This is a genomic window from Arcicella sp. GW822-FHT02H01, from assembly GCF_058802005.1.
Map to the genome: position 1 here is coordinate 3,040,001 of NZ_JBXANT010000001.1, position 18,392 is coordinate 3,058,392.

The 18,392-nt window shown below is 35.1% G+C and carries 14 protein-coding genes and 2 rRNA genes (1 of these 16 cut by a window edge); 8 read left to right on the forward strand and 8 right to left on the reverse strand.

All coding sequences use genetic code 11. The features are described 5' to 3' along the window. The 4 genes from AC1RNE_RS12920 to AC1RNE_RS12935 form a co-directional block, all read left to right on the forward strand. Nucleotides 1–899, forward strand: a 23S ribosomal RNA gene (locus tag AC1RNE_RS12920) (it extends 1,929 nt beyond the left edge of the window). 105 nt (nt 900–1,004) lie between these two features. After that, a 5S ribosomal RNA gene (gene rrf, locus AC1RNE_RS12925) occupies nt 1,005–1,116 on the forward strand. Between the two features lie 219 nt (nt 1,117–1,335). Continuing rightward, the gene (locus tag AC1RNE_RS12930) at nt 1,336–4,245 is read left to right on the forward strand and encodes a response regulator (RefSeq protein WP_492801354.1); all 2,910 of its coding nucleotides are present in this window, start codon (nt 1,336–1,338) and stop codon (nt 4,243–4,245) included. Nucleotides 4,246–4,337: 92 nt separating this feature from the next. Then, on the forward strand, nt 4,338–6,524 hold the full coding sequence (locus AC1RNE_RS12935) for a TonB-dependent receptor family protein (RefSeq protein WP_492801355.1): 2,187 nt from the start codon (nt 4,338–4,340) through the stop codon (nt 6,522–6,524). Nucleotides 6,525–6,605: 81 nt separating this feature from the next. Here the strand turns inward: AC1RNE_RS12935 and namA are convergent, their stop codons facing one another. From namA to AC1RNE_RS12955, 4 genes are all read right to left on the reverse strand, one after another. Next, on the reverse strand, nt 6,606–7,676 hold the full coding sequence (gene namA / locus AC1RNE_RS12940) for an NADPH dehydrogenase NamA (RefSeq protein WP_492801356.1): 1,071 nt from the start codon (nt 7,674–7,676) through the stop codon (nt 6,606–6,608). A 97-nt stretch (nt 7,677–7,773) separates the two neighbouring features. Continuing rightward, on the reverse strand, nt 7,774–8,478 hold the full coding sequence (locus AC1RNE_RS12945; protein WP_492801357.1) for a DUF4386 domain-containing protein: 705 nt from the start codon (nt 8,476–8,478) through the stop codon (nt 7,774–7,776). A gap of 4 nt (nt 8,479–8,482) precedes the next feature. Next, nucleotides 8,483–8,938, reverse strand: a complete 456-nt coding sequence (locus tag AC1RNE_RS12950) for a hypothetical protein (protein WP_492801358.1) — start codon at nt 8,936–8,938, stop codon at nt 8,483–8,485. 97 nt (nt 8,939–9,035) lie between these two features. Beyond that, complete coding sequence (locus AC1RNE_RS12955; RefSeq protein ID WP_492801359.1) at nt 9,036–9,602, reverse strand: Crp/Fnr family transcriptional regulator; 567 nt, start codon at nt 9,600–9,602, stop codon at nt 9,036–9,038. Nucleotides 9,603–9,763: 161 nt separating this feature from the next. On the opposite strand from AC1RNE_RS12955, the gene AC1RNE_RS12960 reads away from it, so the two are divergent. Both AC1RNE_RS12960 and AC1RNE_RS12965 read left to right on the forward strand, forming a co-directional pair. Then, complete coding sequence (locus tag AC1RNE_RS12960; RefSeq protein WP_492801360.1) at nt 9,764–10,534, forward strand: SDR family NAD(P)-dependent oxidoreductase; 771 nt, start codon at nt 9,764–9,766, stop codon at nt 10,532–10,534. Nucleotides 10,535–10,710: 176 nt separating this feature from the next. Next, on the forward strand, nt 10,711–11,847 hold the full coding sequence (locus tag AC1RNE_RS12965) for a hypothetical protein (RefSeq protein WP_492801361.1): 1,137 nt from the start codon (nt 10,711–10,713) through the stop codon (nt 11,845–11,847). Nucleotides 11,848–11,887: 40 nt separating this feature from the next. Here the strand turns inward: AC1RNE_RS12965 and AC1RNE_RS12970 are convergent, their stop codons facing one another. From AC1RNE_RS12970 to AC1RNE_RS12985, 4 genes are all read right to left on the reverse strand, one after another. Continuing rightward, nucleotides 11,888–12,439, reverse strand: a complete 552-nt coding sequence (locus AC1RNE_RS12970; protein ID WP_492801362.1) for a DNA-3-methyladenine glycosylase I — start codon at nt 12,437–12,439, stop codon at nt 11,888–11,890. 4 nt (nt 12,440–12,443) lie between these two features. Then, the gene (locus tag AC1RNE_RS12975) at nt 12,444–13,361 is read right to left on the reverse strand and encodes a helix-turn-helix domain-containing protein (protein WP_492801363.1); all 918 of its coding nucleotides are present in this window, start codon (nt 13,359–13,361) and stop codon (nt 12,444–12,446) included. A gap of 121 nt (nt 13,362–13,482) precedes the next feature. Further along, on the reverse strand, nt 13,483–14,289 hold the full coding sequence (locus tag AC1RNE_RS12980) for an SDR family oxidoreductase (RefSeq protein WP_492801364.1): 807 nt from the start codon (nt 14,287–14,289) through the stop codon (nt 13,483–13,485). Nucleotides 14,290–14,394: 105 nt separating this feature from the next. Next, complete coding sequence (locus AC1RNE_RS12985; protein WP_492801365.1) at nt 14,395–15,276, reverse strand: DMT family transporter; 882 nt, start codon at nt 15,274–15,276, stop codon at nt 14,395–14,397. Between the two features lie 496 nt (nt 15,277–15,772). Between AC1RNE_RS12985 and AC1RNE_RS12990 the strand changes: the two genes are divergently transcribed. Further along, nucleotides 15,773–17,578 (forward strand): tetratricopeptide repeat-containing sensor histidine kinase, encoded by a 1,806-nt coding sequence (locus AC1RNE_RS12990; RefSeq protein ID WP_492801366.1) that lies wholly within the window; start codon nt 15,773–15,775, stop codon nt 17,576–17,578. Between the two features lie 21 nt (nt 17,579–17,599). Then, complete coding sequence (locus tag AC1RNE_RS12995) at nt 17,600–18,370, forward strand: LytR/AlgR family response regulator transcription factor (protein WP_492801367.1); 771 nt, start codon at nt 17,600–17,602, stop codon at nt 18,368–18,370. Nucleotides 18,371–18,392: the final 22 nt, after the last annotated feature.

An 18,392-nucleotide genomic window follows, 5' to 3' on the forward strand; every position in this document is an offset into this window, starting at 1 on the left:
TGTAACGATCTGGACACTGTCTCAGCCGTGAGCTCGGTGAAATTGTAGTAACGGTGAAGATGCCGTTTACCCGCAACGGGACGGAAAGACCCCATGAACCTTTACTATAGCTTAGCATTGAGTTCTGGTACTGGATGTGTAGGATAGGTGGGAGACTGTGAAATTGTGTCGCTAGGCATGATGGAGTCAACGTTGAAATACCACCCTTCTTGTACTGGAATTCTAACCTAAATAGGGACATTGCTTGGTGGGTAGTTTGACTGGGGTGGTCGCCTCCAAAAGAGTAACGGAGGCTTTCAAAGGTACCCTCAGCACGCTTGGTAACCGTGCGTAGAGTGCAATAGCAAAAGGGTGCTTGACTGTGAGACATACAAGTCGATCAGGTACGAAAGTAGGATATAGTGATCCGGTGGTTTAGTATGGAACAGCCATCGCTCAAAGGATAAAAGGTACTCTGGGGATAACAGGCTGATCTCCCCCAAGAGCTCACATCGACGGGGAGGTTTGGCACCTCGATGTCGGCTCGTCACATCCTGGGGCTGGAGAAGGTCCCAAGGGTTCGGCTGTTCGCCGATTAAAGTGGCACGCGAGCTGGGTTCAGAACGTCGTGAGACAGTTCGGTCCCTATCTGTTGTGGGCGTAGGATTATTGACAGGTTCTGACTTTAGTACGAGAGGACCGAGTTGGACTGACCGCTGGTGTATCAGTTGTTCTGCCAAGAGCATAGCTGAGTAGCTACGTCGGGACCAGATAAGCGCTGAAAGCATCTAAGTGCGAAACTGACCTGAAGATGAGTAATCCATATAAGGGCGGTCGTAGATGACGACCTTGATAGGTTGCAGATGTAAAGGTAGAAATACCAAAGTCGAGCAATACTAATTACCCAACAGCTTTATTAATACAACCGTATGATATATAATCTTTATAGTTCTTACTCTTCAACATCTTTCACAATATTATATGAATTACTCATAAAGAAATAGAGCTTAATAGCTCAAAGAATTTATGGGGTTGATAGGACTGGTGTTCACCTCTTCCCATCTCGAACAGAGAAGTTAAGCCCAGTTCCGTTGATGATACTGCAATCACATGCGGGAAAGTAAATAAACCCCAAAAATATTAGAACACCCCTTATTAATTAAATAATAAGGGGTGTTTTTGCGTTTAAAAACAAATCTGCCATTACAGTGTTATTTATAAACTTTCGTTATTGATTATTTATGCTTAATTAATAATGAAAATAACTTTGTACAAAAGAATTATTTAATATTCTTTTGTAACGGAATTAACTGCTATGATTTCAGTTCTAGTATCAATAATTAATCAAGTATTCTGATGAAAAAGTTCTTTTTAGAAATTCAGCGTTATCAGTACTTGCAAAAACAAAATAAAAACATGAATCAAAGGATGTATTATTTTGTTTTTGAGAATTATAATGTAAAACATAGCGTACTTACCTTTACTATATTCTTCCTATCTTTCATCACTTCACCTTTATTGGCAACAGAATATCATGCTAATAAAGGAGTTTTGGATTTAAGACAACATAATTTCAAAAAAGATAATACAGAGTTAAGAGGTCCTTGGGCATTTTATTGGAACCAGCTATTAACTCCTCAGATGCTTGCTGCTAAGCCTAAACCAAGTTATTATACAGATTTAACCAAAGTTTGGAATAAGCATGAGCAATTGAATATGCCTTATAAAGCTTTTGGAGTAGCTACCTATTCATTAGATTTGGTGATTGACCACAGGAGAAATCCTTCTTTAGCCTTCTTTCTGCCTGCTACTTACTGTACTTTTAACTTTTGGGTGAACGGAGAACTATTTGCTGTTAATGGAGTAGTTGCTAAAAATAAAGAGCAGTATAAACCGCAATGGTTACCCATCCTTAGGAATTACTATGCTAAAACTGATACATTAAAGTTAGTCTTACAGATTGCTAATTTTGAACATTATAAGGGTGGAATTTCTCAAATGATTGTGTTGGGTGACTCCGAAATAATGCATGAACAAAGAGAAAGAGAAATTGCCTCTGATTTGTTACTCGCAGGCGTATTGTTTATGGGAAGTCTATTCTTTTTTGGCCTTTACTTCATGGGGCAACGAGACCGCGAAATTCTTTATTTTGCCCTCTTTTGCTTATTCTTTATTTACAGAATCGTTGGCGTTGATAAGCAATATTATTTGCATCATATCTTGCCTAACTTAAATTGGTATTTTTCAATCCATGTTGAATATTTTGCGATATTCTTCTGCATTTTTATTTTCACATTATTTCTTAAAGACTTATATCCCGACGAAACAAAAGATTGTTTTATCAAATTTGTAAGCTTTTCAAGCATATTTTATATCGTTATATTGATGCTGACGCCAATTTCATTTTTTACGTTGGCTTCTCAGTTATTCCTTTTTATTGTATTATTCTTTATCGTATATAGTTTTTATGTGGCGATTAGGGCTGTAATTAATAAACGGGTAGGCTCAAAATATGCCTTTTTAAGCTTTTTATCGTTAGGAATTGCTATTGGTCTAACCATTCTGAGTTATTTGAAAGTATTAGATGCTTCACCATTTTACTTCATTTTTGGTTTTTTAGGCTTTATATTTTTTCAAAATCTGATTCTGTCTTACCGATTTGCCTATTCTTTGCGAAAAGCTAAAGAACAAGCAGAGCAAGGTGGAAGGGCAAAATCTGAATTCTTAGCAAATATGAGCCATGAAATCAGAACGCCTTTGAATGGCGTAATTGGTTTTGTTGATTTATTGATGAAGACCAAGCTAGACAATACACAGAAGCAATATATGTCTACTGTTTTCCAATCTGCCAACTCTTTATTAGATATCATCAATGATATTCTTGATTTCTCGAAAATTGAAGCAGGAAAACTAGAGCTGTCGATTGAACAATATGATTTATACAAACTGGGCGAACAAGTAGTTGATATCATAAGCTATCAGGCAAATGATAAAAAGCTAGAAGTATTGCTTAATATTCAGTCAGATATTCCTCGTTTTATTTGGGTAGATTCTATTCGCTTACGCCAAGTATTGGTAAATCTTTTAGGGAATGCTGTGAAATTTACGAAGTCAGGGGAGATAGAATTGAAAATCATGTTGCTGAAAAGTGACTTGAGTGGGCATGCTAAATTTAGATTTTCGGTAAGAGATACAGGTGTGGGGATTGATCCTAAAAATCAAAAAAAGATATTTACAGCTTTCTCTCAAGAAGATGCCTCAACTACCCGAAAGTTTGGCGGAACAGGCTTAGGCTTGACGATTTCAAATAAATTGTTGGGTTTGATGGGAAGTAAACTGCAAGTAGAAAGTCAGATGGGCATAGGCAGTACTTTTTTCTTTTATATTTCACTAAAAGCTGTAGAAGGCGATGCTGTAGAGTCGGATGCCTCTTTAGAGAGCATTAAAAATGTATTGATAGTAGATGATAATGCTAATAACCGTATCATTTTGAAAGAAATGTTGGCATTGAAATCTATTCCTTCAGAACAGGTACTAAGTGGTCAAGAATGTATAGAATTATTGAGTGCTGGCAACCGTTATGATGCTATTTTGATTGACTACAAAATGCCTGAAATGAATGGTATTCAGGCTGCAAGAAAAATTAGAGAAGAACTTAGACTATCTCCAGAAGCTCAGCCAATCATGCTATTGTATAGCTCGTCGGATGATTATGAAATTACGAAGGCATGCGAAGAGCTAGGCATAAAACAGCAATTAGTAAAGCCAATTAAGATACAACAGTTATACAATGCATTGCATGAATTAATAAATAGAATAGAGCCTGTAGAAACAGTTCAAATAGAAGAGCAACCTCCTGCTAAAATAGGGAATAGGCTACATAACATAACGATACTTATCGCGGAAGATAATCCAATAAATATGCTATTAGCTAGAACAATATTTAGCAGATTATTTCCTGAAGCGAAAGTAGTTGAAGCTGTTGATGGCAAAATTGCGATAGAAAAGTACAAGGAGAGTAATCCAGATATCATCTTTATGGATGTTCAGATGCCAGAAATAGGTGGTTATGAAGCAACAAAAATTATAAGAGCACTCGAAAAACAAGAAAGGAGAGTACCGATTATTGCTTTAACTGCCGAAACCATTGTGGGAGAGAAAGAAAGATGTATGGAAGCAGGAATGGACGACTATATCACAAAGCCCGTATTAAAAGCAACAATAGAAAAAACAGTGTTGAAATGGCTATTAAAAGATTATAACTAGACTAGTTAAAAATTACGTTCCGTATTTTTGGATAAAGATATAAATTTCCATAATTTTGGAAAAATACAAATAGATTAACTTTAGCCAACAATATGAAACATATTTTACTCCCCTTTTTATTACTCCCCTCTTTAGCATTTAGCCAAAAGACTACCAGTGATTCAAGCAAGGTTAAGCATCTCGACGAAGTAGAAGTAAAAGCTTTTAAACGTGATGAAAATAGCTTATTGCCTTTAAACGATGTTCATAATTCCTATATTTTCTCGGGTAAAAAACATGAAGTAATTTCTGTTCAAAGTTTGAACGCAAATATATCAGAAAAAACTGGAAGACAAATTTTTGCGAAAGTAGCAGGTGCATTTGTGTATGATATGGATGGTTCTGGAAACCAAATGAATATATCAACACGTGGACTCGACCCACACCGTAGTTGGGAATATAATGTTCGTCAGAACGGAATAATGACCAATAGTGATATTTATGGCTATCCCGCAAGTCATTATAGTGCGCCAATGGAATCTATTCAAAAGATAGAAATTGTACGTGGTACAGCTTCTTTACAATATGGTGCTCAGTTTGGTGGAATGATAAATTATGTAACCAAACAGGCTGATACTACTAAAAAAATATCTTTTGAAAGTATCAACTCAGTAGGTTCGTATGGGTTATTTAGTTCTTATAATGCGATTGGTGGTAAAGTGGGGAAATTGAAATATTATGGATATTTTCAAAAAAGAGTTTCAGATGGCTATCGTAAAAATGCACAATCTGATGCACAGTCGCAGTTTCTTGCTTTAGAATATGAGTTTTCATCTAAATTAAAAGCAAAAGCTGAAATCGGAAGAAGCCAATATGTTTTTCATATCCCCGGTCCATTGACAGACGATATGTTCTATCAAGACCCTCGCCAGTCAACCCGTAGCAGAAATTACTTTAGTCCAGATATTGTGGTTCCTTCTTTATCATTCGATTGGAAAATTAATGAAAGTACACAACTAAACTGGATAAACTCAGCTGTATTAGGAACTAGAAATAGTGTACAAATAGTAGCTTTAGCAAATGTTCCAGATGCCATTGACCCAGCAACAAATCAATACAAAAACCGTCAGGTTGATATTGACCATTTCAATAGTTATTCATCTGAATTGCGTTTAACGAAGTATTACAATATCGGCAATTTTAAAAATACTTTAGTCGGTGGACTTCGTTATATCAATAATGATTTGAATCGTCAGCAATTAGGAAAAGGAACTACGGGTTCAGATTATGATTTAACATTGGTTGACCCAGCTTGGGGAAGAGATTTACATTATAAAACACAGAATGTAGCGGTGTTTGTAGAAAACATATTTTATGTAACACCAAGATTTAATATTTCGCCTGCGTTTCGTTTAGAAAGTGGTACAACTAAAATGTCAGGATATATTAAATACTTAGCCTCTGATAAAGTACCTAACGAGATTAAACATTCTTTCCCTCTTTTTGGTGTTAATTCGCAATACAAGATTAACAATCATCTTAAAATTTATGGAGGGTGGTCTCAAGCATATAGACCAGTTATTTTCTCAGATATTATACCACCAACAGCGTTGGATGTTACTGACCAAAATCTTAAAGATGCTTCGGGCTATAATGCTGAAATAGGTATCAGAGGAAATCACAAACAAATTTTACACTTTGATATTACTTATTTCCAGATTCAATATGATAATAGAATTGGAAGTTTGATTTTACCAGATGCGTCGGGAAACAACTTCGTGTATAAAACGAATGTTGGAAGTAGCTTGACTAAAGGGTTAGAAGTATTTATTGAAGCAAAACCAATTAGAACAAAAACTACTGAGGTATCTATTTTTACAGCCACTTCATATTTTGATGCAAGTTATGTAAAAGGGTCTGTTACGTTGAGTGGTGAAAACAAAAGTATCGTAGGCAATCGTTTAGAGACTGTACCAAGATGGATTAGTAGAAATGGTGTAATGATTTCGCATAAAATTGTAAGTGCTACGTTGCAATATAGTTATGTAGCAGATAGTTATTCAGATGCCCTTAATACCGAAAAGCCTAGTGCAGATGGTTCAAAAGGGTTAGTGCCATCTTATAGTATTTTAGACTTTAATACTTCGCTAAAAATAGCACCAAGCTATACGTTAAAGTTAGGTATCAACAATATTACTAACGAACAATATTTTACAAAACGCCCAACGGGTTATCCTGGTGTTGGTGTTTGGAGTTCAGATGGAAGAAGTATTGTAGCTACTTTGCAGTTTAAGATTTAGACATTGAGTTCTTTAATTAATAAGGCGGGAATTAATTCCCGCCTTATTTTATTTTTGACGAGTTGAAAACTCGTGCTACTATTATCTAAATTTTCCTCTTTCATACTGTACTGGCCATTGCACATCTTTTTGCCCTAATTCAGCGGCAGCTCTTAATGGGAAATATGGGTCACGGAGTAATTCTCGTGCTAAAAAGATTAAATCAGCTTGACCTGTTACAAGGATTGATTCTATCTGAGCGGAACTAGTTAACAAACCTACTGCACCTGTAAGAATCCCCGTTTCTTTTTTGATATTTTCAGCAAAAGTCACCTGATAAGCAGGACCTACTGGAATTTTAGCAGTATGGATATTCCCTCCTGTCGAGCAATCAATTAAATCGATACCAAGGTTTTTAAGAATAGCTGAAAGCTTGATGGCATCATCTTGATTCCACCCTCCTTCTGCCCACTCTGTAGCCGAAATTCTTACGAATAAAGGTAATGTATCGGGCCAAACGGTTTTTACGGCTTCAACGACTTCCACCAAAAAACGTATTCTATTCTCAAAACTTCCTCCGTATTCATCTGTTCGTTGGTTGCTGAGGGGAGATAAAAACTGATGAATCAGATAACCATGTGCTGCATGAATTTCAACAACGCTAAATCCTGCTTTCAAAGCTCTTTCAGCAGCGTTTTTAAAATCTATCACAATTTGTTGGATTTCAGCTTGTGTTAAGGGTTTTGGTAAACCATAAGCATCATTAAAAGGAATTTCGCTTGGTGCTACTACTTGCCAACCGCCTTCTTCTATCGGCACTAATTTACTTCCTTTCCATTGAGAAGCAGTACTTGCTTTTCTGCCTGCATGAGCTAACTGAATACCTGCTTCTGCGCCGTTTGCTTTGATGAAAGTAGTTATTTTCCGTAAGCCTTCTATATGTTCATCTTTCCAAATGCCTAAATCATCGGGTGAAATTCTGCCTTCTGGTGAAGTAGCGGCTGCTTCGGTAATGACTAACCCTGCTCCGCCAACGGCTCTACTGCCTAAATGTACAAAGTGCCAATCGTTTGCAAAACCATCTATGGATGAATATTGGCACATCGGAGAAACAACAATACGATTCTTTAAAGTAAGCTCCTTAATTTTTATCGAACTAAATAATTGTGACATACGTAACTGAACGGTTTTAGAATGATGAATGAGTATGAAACTCTTTAATCATAATGTTCAATTGTATCTCATAGTTCAAATTATCGTTGAAATTCGACTAAAGTTTAAGCTTCAAAAACTTAACTCCAATAATTATTAACCAAATCAACCATAACGTACTTCCGATAAATCCTGCGAAATTAACTACTGGAAAAGTAGGAATAACGGTTGCAAATAATTCTGTTTGAGCCAACAAATAAATACCCGAAGCTATATAACCCCAATAAATTATCCATTTGGGCATTACCTTCATTAATTGTAAAGCAGAGGCAATCATGATTGTCCATGCAATGGTAAAAATTTGCCCTAAATGTTCCCCCAATATTACGCCACCAAATTGGTGAATTAATTGAAATGAAACTACATTCGCTGCTTTTTGCATGGCATTTCCGTGAACATAATTATTTGCCAGCATTGGTACAACGAAAGTCCAACGTAATAATCCTATCATCTGCACTACTAAACCAATAATGCCTAAAGTAGTAGCCCAACGAACAAAGTAGAACTTGTTTTCTAGTTTTTGACCCATTAATATAACGGCTTCTAATAATGGTAAACCCACTATAGCAAATGCCCACCAAGTCCAGATAAGAGGACTTCCTCCTTCATGGAATTTTGTTAGAATGACACCCGTGTCTTGTCTGAGAATGACAGGGTATTCAAAAATGATTGAGAGAATAGTATAAGGAATCAATAAAAGAATGCTACCTGTAATTAGTAAAATACCAATTGTTTTTTCTGTGTTGAATAATTGCTTTTCCATGATTTTAGAAGAAGAAGGCATAGCCAATGCTTGGTGTAGGGTTTATTTTTAGGCTTTGTCCTTCTGCTGCTAAGGCAACTACGCCAATTCTAAGGTTTAATCCTTGCCAAACCATCCAACGGAAACCAACATCTACCGAAGCACCGTTTTTATCTTCATATGCTCTGTTTAACCCTCTTAGATAACTTAGTTGTGCATAAAATGAAGATGGGTTTTCTTGATGTCCTACTGGCAAAAACCATAAAGTAGCACCAACCTTAATGAATTTTGTGGTAATGCCCGGATCAAAACTAGTGATATAATAACCACCATGAATAGAAACAGATTTGTAGCGATACTCTAATCCGATAGATGGATTTCTAAAAGCATTGATGCTAATTTCTTGTTTAGAAAACTTGTTTTGTGTGAAAGATTTACTTGCAACCAAAAGAAGTAAAGAGAGTAAGAATAACTTTTTCATATCATCGTTTATTTGTTAAATTGATGATACAAAGTTCGCTAGGTGATTTTTGAAGGTACTAGACAAATGTCTAAAAGCAATTGAATGAAGAAAAATATTAAGCAATATTTTTGCGGATGCGACTTAAATGCCGAGGTGTAACACCAAGGATAGAAGCTAAATATTGTAAAGGAATTTTGTGTAAAAGATGCGGTTCTTCTTTTAACATTTTCTCATAGCGTTGTTCGGCTGTAAGCATAATAAAATCAAGACGACTTTTATCGATACAGCTTATTTGCCATTCTAACAATTCGATGTAGAAGTCTTTGAAAGCGGGAATGGTATTTTGTAAATTTAAAAGGCTACTTTTTTCAATGAGCCAAACGCTTGAATCTGATAATGCTCGGATGTATTCTCGCGAGGGAGTTTCATTCAAAAAACTTAGTAAAGAAGCTACAAAACTGTTTTCAATAGCCATGTAGGTTGTTCTTTCCTCGCCATCATTCAGTAACACAAAATATTGAAATGTACCCGTGGCAATAAACCCTAGATGTTTGCTTATTTTATCTGCTTCAATAAAATATTCATCCTTTTTGAATTCTTTTAAGAAAAAAGAATTCATGATAATCTCTAAATCTTCTTCCGAGAAACCTACGCCTTGAAAATATTGCTTTAAATTTTCCAAAATAAAATTCGTTAAATAAGTACTAATTTTATTTTATGAAAATACAATATTAAAATTTAATCCTAGTATAGAAATATGTTTTTAACGAAGGATTTTGACTATTTTTATGAAAATACAAGCAGTTTATTTTAAAATTCTATCAACTAAACTTACAAAATACCATGTCAAGATTCTCAGGGAAAGTAGCTTTAATAACAGGTAGCAGTAAAGGAATTGGTCGGGCGATAGCCGTTCGCTTTGCACAAGAAGGGGCAAACGTAGTAATTAATAGCAGAAACGATGATGAGCACGTAGCCGAAACCAAGCGACAAATAGAAGCCACAGGAGCAAAAGTACATTTTATAAAAAGTGATATTTCGAAAGTGGAAGTGGTGTATGCCATGATTAAAGAAAGTGTAGAGGTATTTGGGAAACTAGATATTTTGGTAAACAATGCTGGCGTAGAGATTAATGCACCTTTCTGGGACGTAACCGAAAAAGACTATGATACAGTAATGAATATCAACCTAAAAGGTATGTTTTTCCTGACACAAGCCTTTGTTCGTTACATGAGAGAAAACAACGTAGTGGGTGTAATTGTGAATAATAGTTCTGTACACGAAGAGTTACCTTTCCCGAATTTCACGGCTTATTGTGCTAGTAAAGGAGCGATGCAAATGGTCATGAGGAATTTAGCGGTAGAATTAGGGCCTATGAATGTTAGAATTAACAATGTAGCCCCTGGAGCCATTCGTACACCAATAAATGCAGATTTATTAAGTAAGCCCGAATTGTTAGGAATACTACAAAATAATATTTCATTACGCCGTTTGGGTGAACCAGAAGATGTAGCAGGTGTGGTAGCATTTTTAGCGTCTGATGATGCAAAATATGTAACAGGCTCTACTTATTATGTAGATGGAGGACTTACATTTCATTATACAGAGCAGTAAAATAACTATGTTAATTGCTATAAATAGTCTAAGCTTAAGGTTTAGACTATTTTTTTTATTAAAGTTTCCTCTAAAACTAATTGATATACGCTTATGCTTAATAACAGTAAATGAGCTACTTTTGCCCAAAATTGGTATATACCCAACTAAAAAACTACAAATAAAACAAAGAAAGCATGCAAGAAAACATTACAAGACTTATAGAAGAGGTGAAATCTAACACGCTTCATAATAAAACAATATGGTGGATTGTATTTAGCTTTTTTTTATTTGTTTGGACAGTACAATTAAATCCTCCTGTAAATACAGGAGATTTACATACGGGCTTGTGGGGAGTAATGTTGATGCAGGCAAAGGATATTACTAATAATGATTATTTAGAGAATGTGCTATATGGCTATAACAGAGCTTTGAGGCTGACTGTACCTGTGATTATGAAACTTCTTTCTATCAGTAGCACCAAGCAAATGTATCTTATCCAATTGCTAGTAAGTTTTATTTTTCAGCTTCTGTTGGTAAAATTGGTTTATCGAATCAATAAGGGACACATTATCAATACCATCTTGTTTTGTATCGCGTGTACTTATTGTTATTTCAGTCATACGGCAACAGGCGATACCTTTGGGCATGCAGATACCTTTGCCTTTTTGTTTATTCTCATCTCTATTTATAGTAAACAGCCAATTATTGTAGCCTTTAGCTTATTTTGTGCCATTTTCGCCAATGAACGAACATTGATTATAACCGTACCAGCTGTTTGGTTTTGGTGGTTTTTGCAAGACCAACAAAACAAAAAATTGATGATATATGGAGCAGTTCCATTGGCGGTGATTGGCTATTTTATTGGAAAATACACGCTGTTAAGTCTGCCAAATTTTAAAACAAGCTTACCAGACGATTTTAGTCTTGGCTACTTGTTAGGGCAACACTCTTTTTTTAGTATATTCATCTTTACATTCAAAGGACTATGGGTGTTTGTTTTTTTGCTAGTAGTTAGACTAAAAAAGATTCCTTTTTATTTAATCGTATGTTTGGTTTTTTCAGCCTCTGCTTTTGTAGTAGCCGACCAAACAAGGGGTATTTCTTTCCTTTTTCCATTGTTTATGCTTGTATTAAGCCAGCTTAACAAATTTGTGGATAAAGAGGAAATAAGTAAAACCACTATTTATTGCCTGATTGCATCCGTTGTCATTCCTAACATTGTATTCTACGGGCATTATGAATTAAGACCTTCGTTTTTCTATATCGTGCTTGAAAAAGTAGTATTTATTCCTGTTCAAGATATTGTAGCGAGTTTAGTTAATCATCCATAAAGAGAAAGAGATTATTATAAAAATATCTGCTGAATAGTCGTTAAACCGTTGTCAACCACATCGGTTTAGTCGCTATTATCTCTTGATGAATAGCACAATTTTCGGAATGTGCGCCTAATAAATATCCTGTACTCATTAAAAATTCATTCACAATCTCGCCACCTGTGAATTTAAAGGTCTTCTTAAATATTTTCACCCATTCTTCTTTTGTTTTTGGATGATGGTGTTCCAGCCATTTTTCGAATGAACCATATTCTTTTTGAAGTACTAAAATCGTTTTGGCATTTTCTATGGCAGCATTTATTTTTAGGCGATTGCGAATAATTCCTGCATCCGCCAATAGTCTTTCGCGGTCAGCTTCTGTATAGGCCGCTACAATTTCGATATTAAAATTATCATAAGCCTTTCTGAAAGATGCTTCTTTTTTTAAAACAGTTTCCCAACTCAATCCTGCTTGATTTATTTCAAGCACTAGTCGACAAAACAGCTCGTTATCATCGTGTATAGGGAAACCATACAGTTTGTCGTGATAGGCTTTGTGTAAAGCTTTTCTATCTTCCGACATAAATTCTATTGCATTACAATATGACATGGTGTTAGTTGAATGATTGCTTAAAAGCAATCGGTGTAAGGTTAGTTTTTTGTTTGAATATTTTATTGAACGACTGTGGATGTTCAAAACCCAACTGATAGGCTACTTCGGCTACTGTCAGATTACTAGTCGATAATATCTCTTTCGCCTTTTCAATCAAATGATGATGAATGTGCTGTTGTGCATTCTGACCCGTTAATGTACGAAGCATATCACTTAAATACCGTGAAGATACATTTAATTTTTCAGAGAGGTATTGAACAGTGGGTAAGCCATGTTCAATACCCGTTTTATGATTGAAATAATCATTTAATAAACTTTCTAGTTGTGCCAATAAATCATGATTAACAGCCTTTCTAGTGATAAATTGCCTTTTGTAAAAACGATTACTATAATTTAATAACACTTCAATGTGAGCTATCATTACATCTTGACTAAAATCATCTATGGTAGCTGTTAACTCTTGTTCTATATTTTTAAAAACCGATATGATTGTTTGCTTTTCTTTTTCTGAAAGAAAAAGCGCCTCATTGACTGAATAGGAAAAGAACCCGAAGTTTTTAATGCTTTTTCCTAATGGATAATGCCTGATAAAATCTGGATGGATCAACAAAGTATAACCAGCATAATCTTTCTCTGATTCATTGCTTGATATTAACTGATTGGGTGAAACAAAAGATAAACCACCTTCGTCAAAATCATAATAATGTTGTCCATATTTTACTTTTCCTTGCAAATTAGTTTTATAAGATATTTTATAGAAATTCAGTAACAAAGAAGTTGGTAATTGGTCTGGCGCTGTTTTTATATCACTATAGTCAACCAAACTAATTAACGGGTGCAAAGGCTTAGGAAATCCCAAAGCTTTATGAAGTTCAGAGATAGAATTAAACACAGTAGGTAAACCAATTTCTCTTTTCATTTTGCAAAGAATTAAAATAATACAAATGTAACAAAATGATTAAGTAGCCGTAGGTAAATAAATGACGTTTTCACGATGATTTAAATAGTGTATATCAGCGATTTGTATTCACAACTTTTAACTAAGATTGTAGATGTAGTAATTTTTTCATACCAATCCTAAATGCTTCCGTTCCTTGGGTTAATCGCTGCTGATAAGTTCTTTTAGCATCATTGCCAGCAAGATAACGCAATTGGTCTTTACCATCAGTGGCAGCTTCATAAACTACCTCCGCAATGAGGGTTGCCTCTGTAAATTCCATTAAAGTCCCATCGGCAAATAGTTCCGTCATTCGGTTGTTTAAATTATCATAACTTGCATCTGAAGATACCTGCATAACATTCATAAAATTACTTTTAATACCCCCTGGTGCTACTGTTTTAATGCCAATATTAAAGAGGGCTAAATCATAAGAAATGCTTTCGCTCCAACCTTCCAAGGCCCATTTTGTAGCATTATACACACACGATAACGGATTGGATGATAAACCGCAAATAGAAGTAGTAGTGATAAAAAGACCTTCTTGCTTTTCTTTAAAATAAGGAATAAATGCCTTAGTTACCCTAAGAACACCTACCAAATTAGTTTCAATTTGGGTCGTAATTTGTTCGTCGGAATAAGCTTCCAAAGCTCCAACTAAACCATAGCCTGCATTATTGAAAACAATATCAATGTTGGCTAATTGGATAGCTTTTTGTACAGTTGCGTTGATTTGGGTCGGATTGGTAACATCTAAAGGTAGTAAGATTACATTTTCTAACAGTGATAAATCTGTCTCTTTTTCGGGATTTCGCATGGTAGCAATTACTTGCCATCCTTTCGCTTGAAATAGTTTGGCTGTGGCTTTTCCTAAACCTGCTGATGCTCCTGTGATGAATATTGTCTTCATTTTCTTCTGTTTAAAATTGAATACAAATTTCATCAGTTGTCATTGGCGGAATGTAGCCGAATTGGAAAATGATGTAGCCAAAATGGAGTGGAGAAGTAAAATAGGCTACTTCCCTGCTGTATCTTTAGAGGCTATATTTTCTTTCTTTCCTAAGTACAAACCAGTAATGACTAAAACTGTCCCGATTACTGTGTAAATGGTAATAGGTTCGTCTGTAAGTAATGAGGCATACAAAAAGCCAAAAATAGGGCATAAAAATAACCATAGTGAAGCCTTTGTAGGTTCGACTTTTAATAAGTATAGCCAAAGTTGGATAGCTAAAATAGAGACAGGAATTACGAGCCAAAGAATAGAAGTCCAGAATTTTGTGTCAATAGTATTGAGACTTGCTTCATAGAAATAAGTAGTAAAAGGCAGTAATACCAATCCTCCGAATAATACTTGCCAGCCATTGATACTTAATCGAGGTAATGTCCAGTTGATGCTTTGATAATAAACCGTTCCTACTGAATAGCATAACATGCTAAAACTTAACAAGATTATCCCGAAAGGGGTAGCATAGGCTTTTAATAATAAAGGATAAATAGCGATAGCCACGCCACCTAAGCCTATAAAAAGCCCTGCCCAGATGTTCCAAGTGATTTTTTGTCGTAACCACACAGCATTTAAAACACTTATTATGAGTGGACAAGCTGCGCTACCCAATGTGCCAATACCAGCAGTGACGTGTTTCATCGCAAAAACAAAGGCACTTGGATAAATAGCCATGCTTAGCACTCCACATATTATTAAGGGAAGCCATTCATGTTGTTTGGGGAAACGTGTTTTATTAATGAGTAATGATACTGCTAACATTATCAATGCAGCAATAAAGAAGCGAGTAGTGATTAATAAAAGTGGTTGAGCAACTTTTAAACCTATTTTTGTAGCAACAGAGCCAGAACCCCAAAGGGCTGCAAAGAATAGGCCTGCTAATATTTTTTTCATGGTATTTATTCTTTATAGAAAAGGTTTTTTAAGATTTACTATTGTTGTCAATTGAGCAAAGATTTCAGAATACTAATTTACATGGAAGACTTTATCTTTTCTATTTGTTCAGATAGATATTGATATCTTCATCCTATTTTATAATGCACAACATTTAGAATTTCGAAACATTTTAAAATATGGCTTATAAAACGAATAATATTCTCAGTGTTGTGTCATAATCATCCTTGGATAATAGAAGATTATAATGAAATATTGAATGTTGAGAGAGTATCAACTAGTATTTTATGGAAGCATCATGAGGTAAGTAAATGATTTTTATTAGCATACATAAAACTCTCACTTACATCCTTAAATAGGTTGTTTAAATACTTTGATTTGTATTATTTCAATTATTGTCCATACATTAGTATCATAATTTTCACTATTAACTTGTTATGTGTGTAATCGAAATAAGGTCTGATATACTGTTTTGTTAGGTTGCCATTGCTTAATTATGCTTAAAAAGACGATTTACGGTGTTTTTATATTAATACTATGCCTTTGTGCCTCAGGTTATGGCCAAGGAGGGAATACAAAAGGCGATGAGGCAACTTACAAAGAAGGACTTAATAAGTTAGTCACACAATCGCGTAAGCTTAGTAATGATTCTTTGTTGCTGATTGTGAAGGATTTTAACAATTTTCATACTGTATACCAAGATGAAGCGTCGTTGGTGTATGCTTCTTTGTCTCAAGCCAATTATGAGCATTTAAAAGCTAATCATGTTGGCGCTATGCGCTATGCCATTGATGCTTTGAACAGGGCTCATAAATACAATATAAAAGAACCTATGGCAGAAATATATATGCTGATAGGTAACTTACATAAAGAAAATACTAACTATCCTATGGCATTTGAGGCTGCTGCAAAAGCGCTACAAGTTGCCAAATTAAACAAAGATACATTGCGGATTATTGGTGCGATGGGGCTATCAGCCATGTTTAAAAGAGGATATGTCAGGCATTTTGGGCTTTCGATAGCTGCTGATAGTAGTATCTATACCCAGTTTGAGGCCTTGAAATTGGCAGAGTCAAGTCCTAAATATGAACGCGAACGAGTAAGCTTTTATCATAATATCGCCCAACATTATAAAGATATGAGGGATTATGATAAAGCAATTATGTATGCTGAAAAAGGCATAGCCTTGGCAACGGCGCTCAACAAAAAAAGATCATTAACGTATGGCTATTGCTGGCTAGGCGAGGCATATTATCGCAAAGGCAATCGTGCTCTTGGAACAAAGTACATAGAAAAAGCTATTAGCATTAGCATAGAAATTAAGCAACCATACCGCACAATGGAGCTTTATGAAACAATGGCTAACTGCTATAGATCATCTGGTGATTTAAAGAAGGCAATCCCTTTTATGGATAGATACTTGGAGGTTCATGATTCGCTAAATGTGCAGAATAATGAAAAGCTGATGGGAGAATTGCAGATTAAGTATGAGAGTAGTAAAAAAGATACAGAGTTAGCTTTAATGCACCAGGCATCGGAGCTAAAAAGCAAACAGATGCAATGGCTAATTGCGGGTATTATTGTTTTTATGCTCCTTAGCTCTACGCTGGTATATTCTTATAATATTATTCGCAAGAAGAATACGACCTTAAATGATAAAAATATAAAAATCAATGATCAGGCAGAAAAGCTACAAACTTTAATGCAAGAACTACACCATAGGGTAAAAAACAATCTGCAAATTGTATCAAGCTTACTTACTTTACAATCAAATCGAATGGCAGATGATGATGCAAAGCAAGCCCTTGATGTGAGTAGACAAAGAATTGAAGCCATGTCAATCATCCATAGTAGCCTTTATCAGCACGATAATGCCAACATGGTTGATATGAAGGAGTTTGTAGCGGTATTGATAAGTAGTATATTAGAAAGCTTTGGTATAAATCGTGATAACATCGACATTACTGTAGACATCGGTATTGATGATATCAATGTGGACGTAGCTATGCCCCTTGGCTTAATAATGAATGAATGGATTACCAATATCTTTAAGCATGCCTTTAAAAATTGGGAGGGAAGACCCTCAATTGTTATTGCTATCAGTCAGACACCAATAGCTATCCAATTAAAAATTAAGGATAATGGAATTGGAATGCCTCAGTCGTCATGGGATAATCCTACGGGTTCTTTCGGAGTAAAGATGATAAAGATGTTGATTAAGCAAATAGCAGGTCTACCAAACATTTTAAATGAAAACGGTACAACATTTGAATTGGAGATTCCATTAATTGCAACCAAATGAATTACTAACACACCATAATTTATGCATACCAAAGTAAGTATTTTAATTGTAGAAGACGAGGGCATAGTAGCCCTTGAACTACAAGAGAGCCTTGAACAAGAAGGGTTTAAAGTTGTGGCAGTTGCAGATAACGGAAGAGAGGCTCTTGAAATACTTAAAGGAGAAGATGTAGATTTGATTTTATTGGATATTCATATCAAAGGAGATTGGGATGGTATCGAAACAGCAACACAGTTGAGTGCTTTTAAAAAGATTCCTTTTATCTATGTTACTGCTTATTCTGATAATAGCACATTTGAAAGAGCTAAGGCTACAATGCCTTCGGCTTATTTAATTAAGCCTTTTCGTATTCATGACTTGCGTAAAGCCATTGAATTAGCGATGTATCATTTTTCGCAACTTCAACCTTCTGTAGTAGATGTACGAGAAAAAGCTGTTGTCAAAAAAGAACCAACAGAACAAGAAGGTATTTTGCATTTTAACAATGCCATATTTATTAAGCAGAATTATAAATACACCAAAGTGTCTTTTGAAGATATTCAGTATTTAAAGGCTGATGGCAACTATACCTATATTCAAAGCACTGAAAAACGGTATGTTATAAAAAACTCCTTACAAAATGTGATTGATATTTTTAATACTGAACGATTTGTGAGAATACACCGATCATACGCTATTAATGTAAATTATCTTACGGCATTTAATGAAAATATGGTTCACCTCGGGGAAGAAGAAATCCCGATTGGTCGAAACTATAAAGATGTGTTTTTTCAATTGTTTAAACAGTTGTAATACTATGTTATTACCACTTTTA

Coding starts and splice junctions, on each gene's coding strand:
- AC1RNE_RS12960 (WP_492801360.1), top strand. CDS start 9,764: ATGTCAAGATTCTCAGGGAAAGTAGCTTTAATAACAGGTAGCAGTAAA.
- AC1RNE_RS12975 (WP_492801363.1), bottom strand. CDS start 13,361: ATGAAAAGAGAAATTGGTTTACCTACTGTGTTTAATTCTATCTCTGAA.
- namA (WP_492801356.1), bottom strand. CDS start 7,676: ATGTCACAATTATTTAGTTCGATAAAAATTAAGGAGCTTACTTTAAAG.
- AC1RNE_RS12945 (WP_492801357.1), bottom strand. CDS start 8,478: ATGGAAAAGCAATTATTCAACACAGAAAAAACAATTGGTATTTTACTA.
- AC1RNE_RS12970 (WP_492801362.1), bottom strand. CDS start 12,439: ATGTCATATTGTAATGCAATAGAATTTATGTCGGAAGATAGAAAAGCT.
- AC1RNE_RS12935 (WP_492801355.1), top strand. CDS start 4,338: ATGAAACATATTTTACTCCCCTTTTTATTACTCCCCTCTTTAGCATTT.
- AC1RNE_RS12985 (WP_492801365.1), bottom strand. CDS start 15,276: ATGAAAAAAATATTAGCAGGCCTATTCTTTGCAGCCCTTTGGGGTTCT.
- AC1RNE_RS12965 (WP_492801361.1), top strand. CDS start 10,711: ATGCAAGAAAACATTACAAGACTTATAGAAGAGGTGAAATCTAACACG.
- AC1RNE_RS12990 (WP_492801366.1), top strand. CDS start 15,773: ATGCTTAAAAAGACGATTTACGGTGTTTTTATATTAATACTATGCCTT.
- AC1RNE_RS12950 (WP_492801358.1), bottom strand. CDS start 8,938: ATGAAAAAGTTATTCTTACTCTCTTTACTTCTTTTGGTTGCAAGTAAA.
- AC1RNE_RS12995 (WP_492801367.1), top strand. CDS start 17,600: ATGCATACCAAAGTAAGTATTTTAATTGTAGAAGACGAGGGCATAGTA.
- AC1RNE_RS12980 (WP_492801364.1), bottom strand. CDS start 14,289: ATGAAGACAATATTCATCACAGGAGCATCAGCAGGTTTAGGAAAAGCC.
- AC1RNE_RS12930 (WP_492801354.1), top strand. CDS start 1,336: ATGAAAAAGTTCTTTTTAGAAATTCAGCGTTATCAGTACTTGCAAAAA.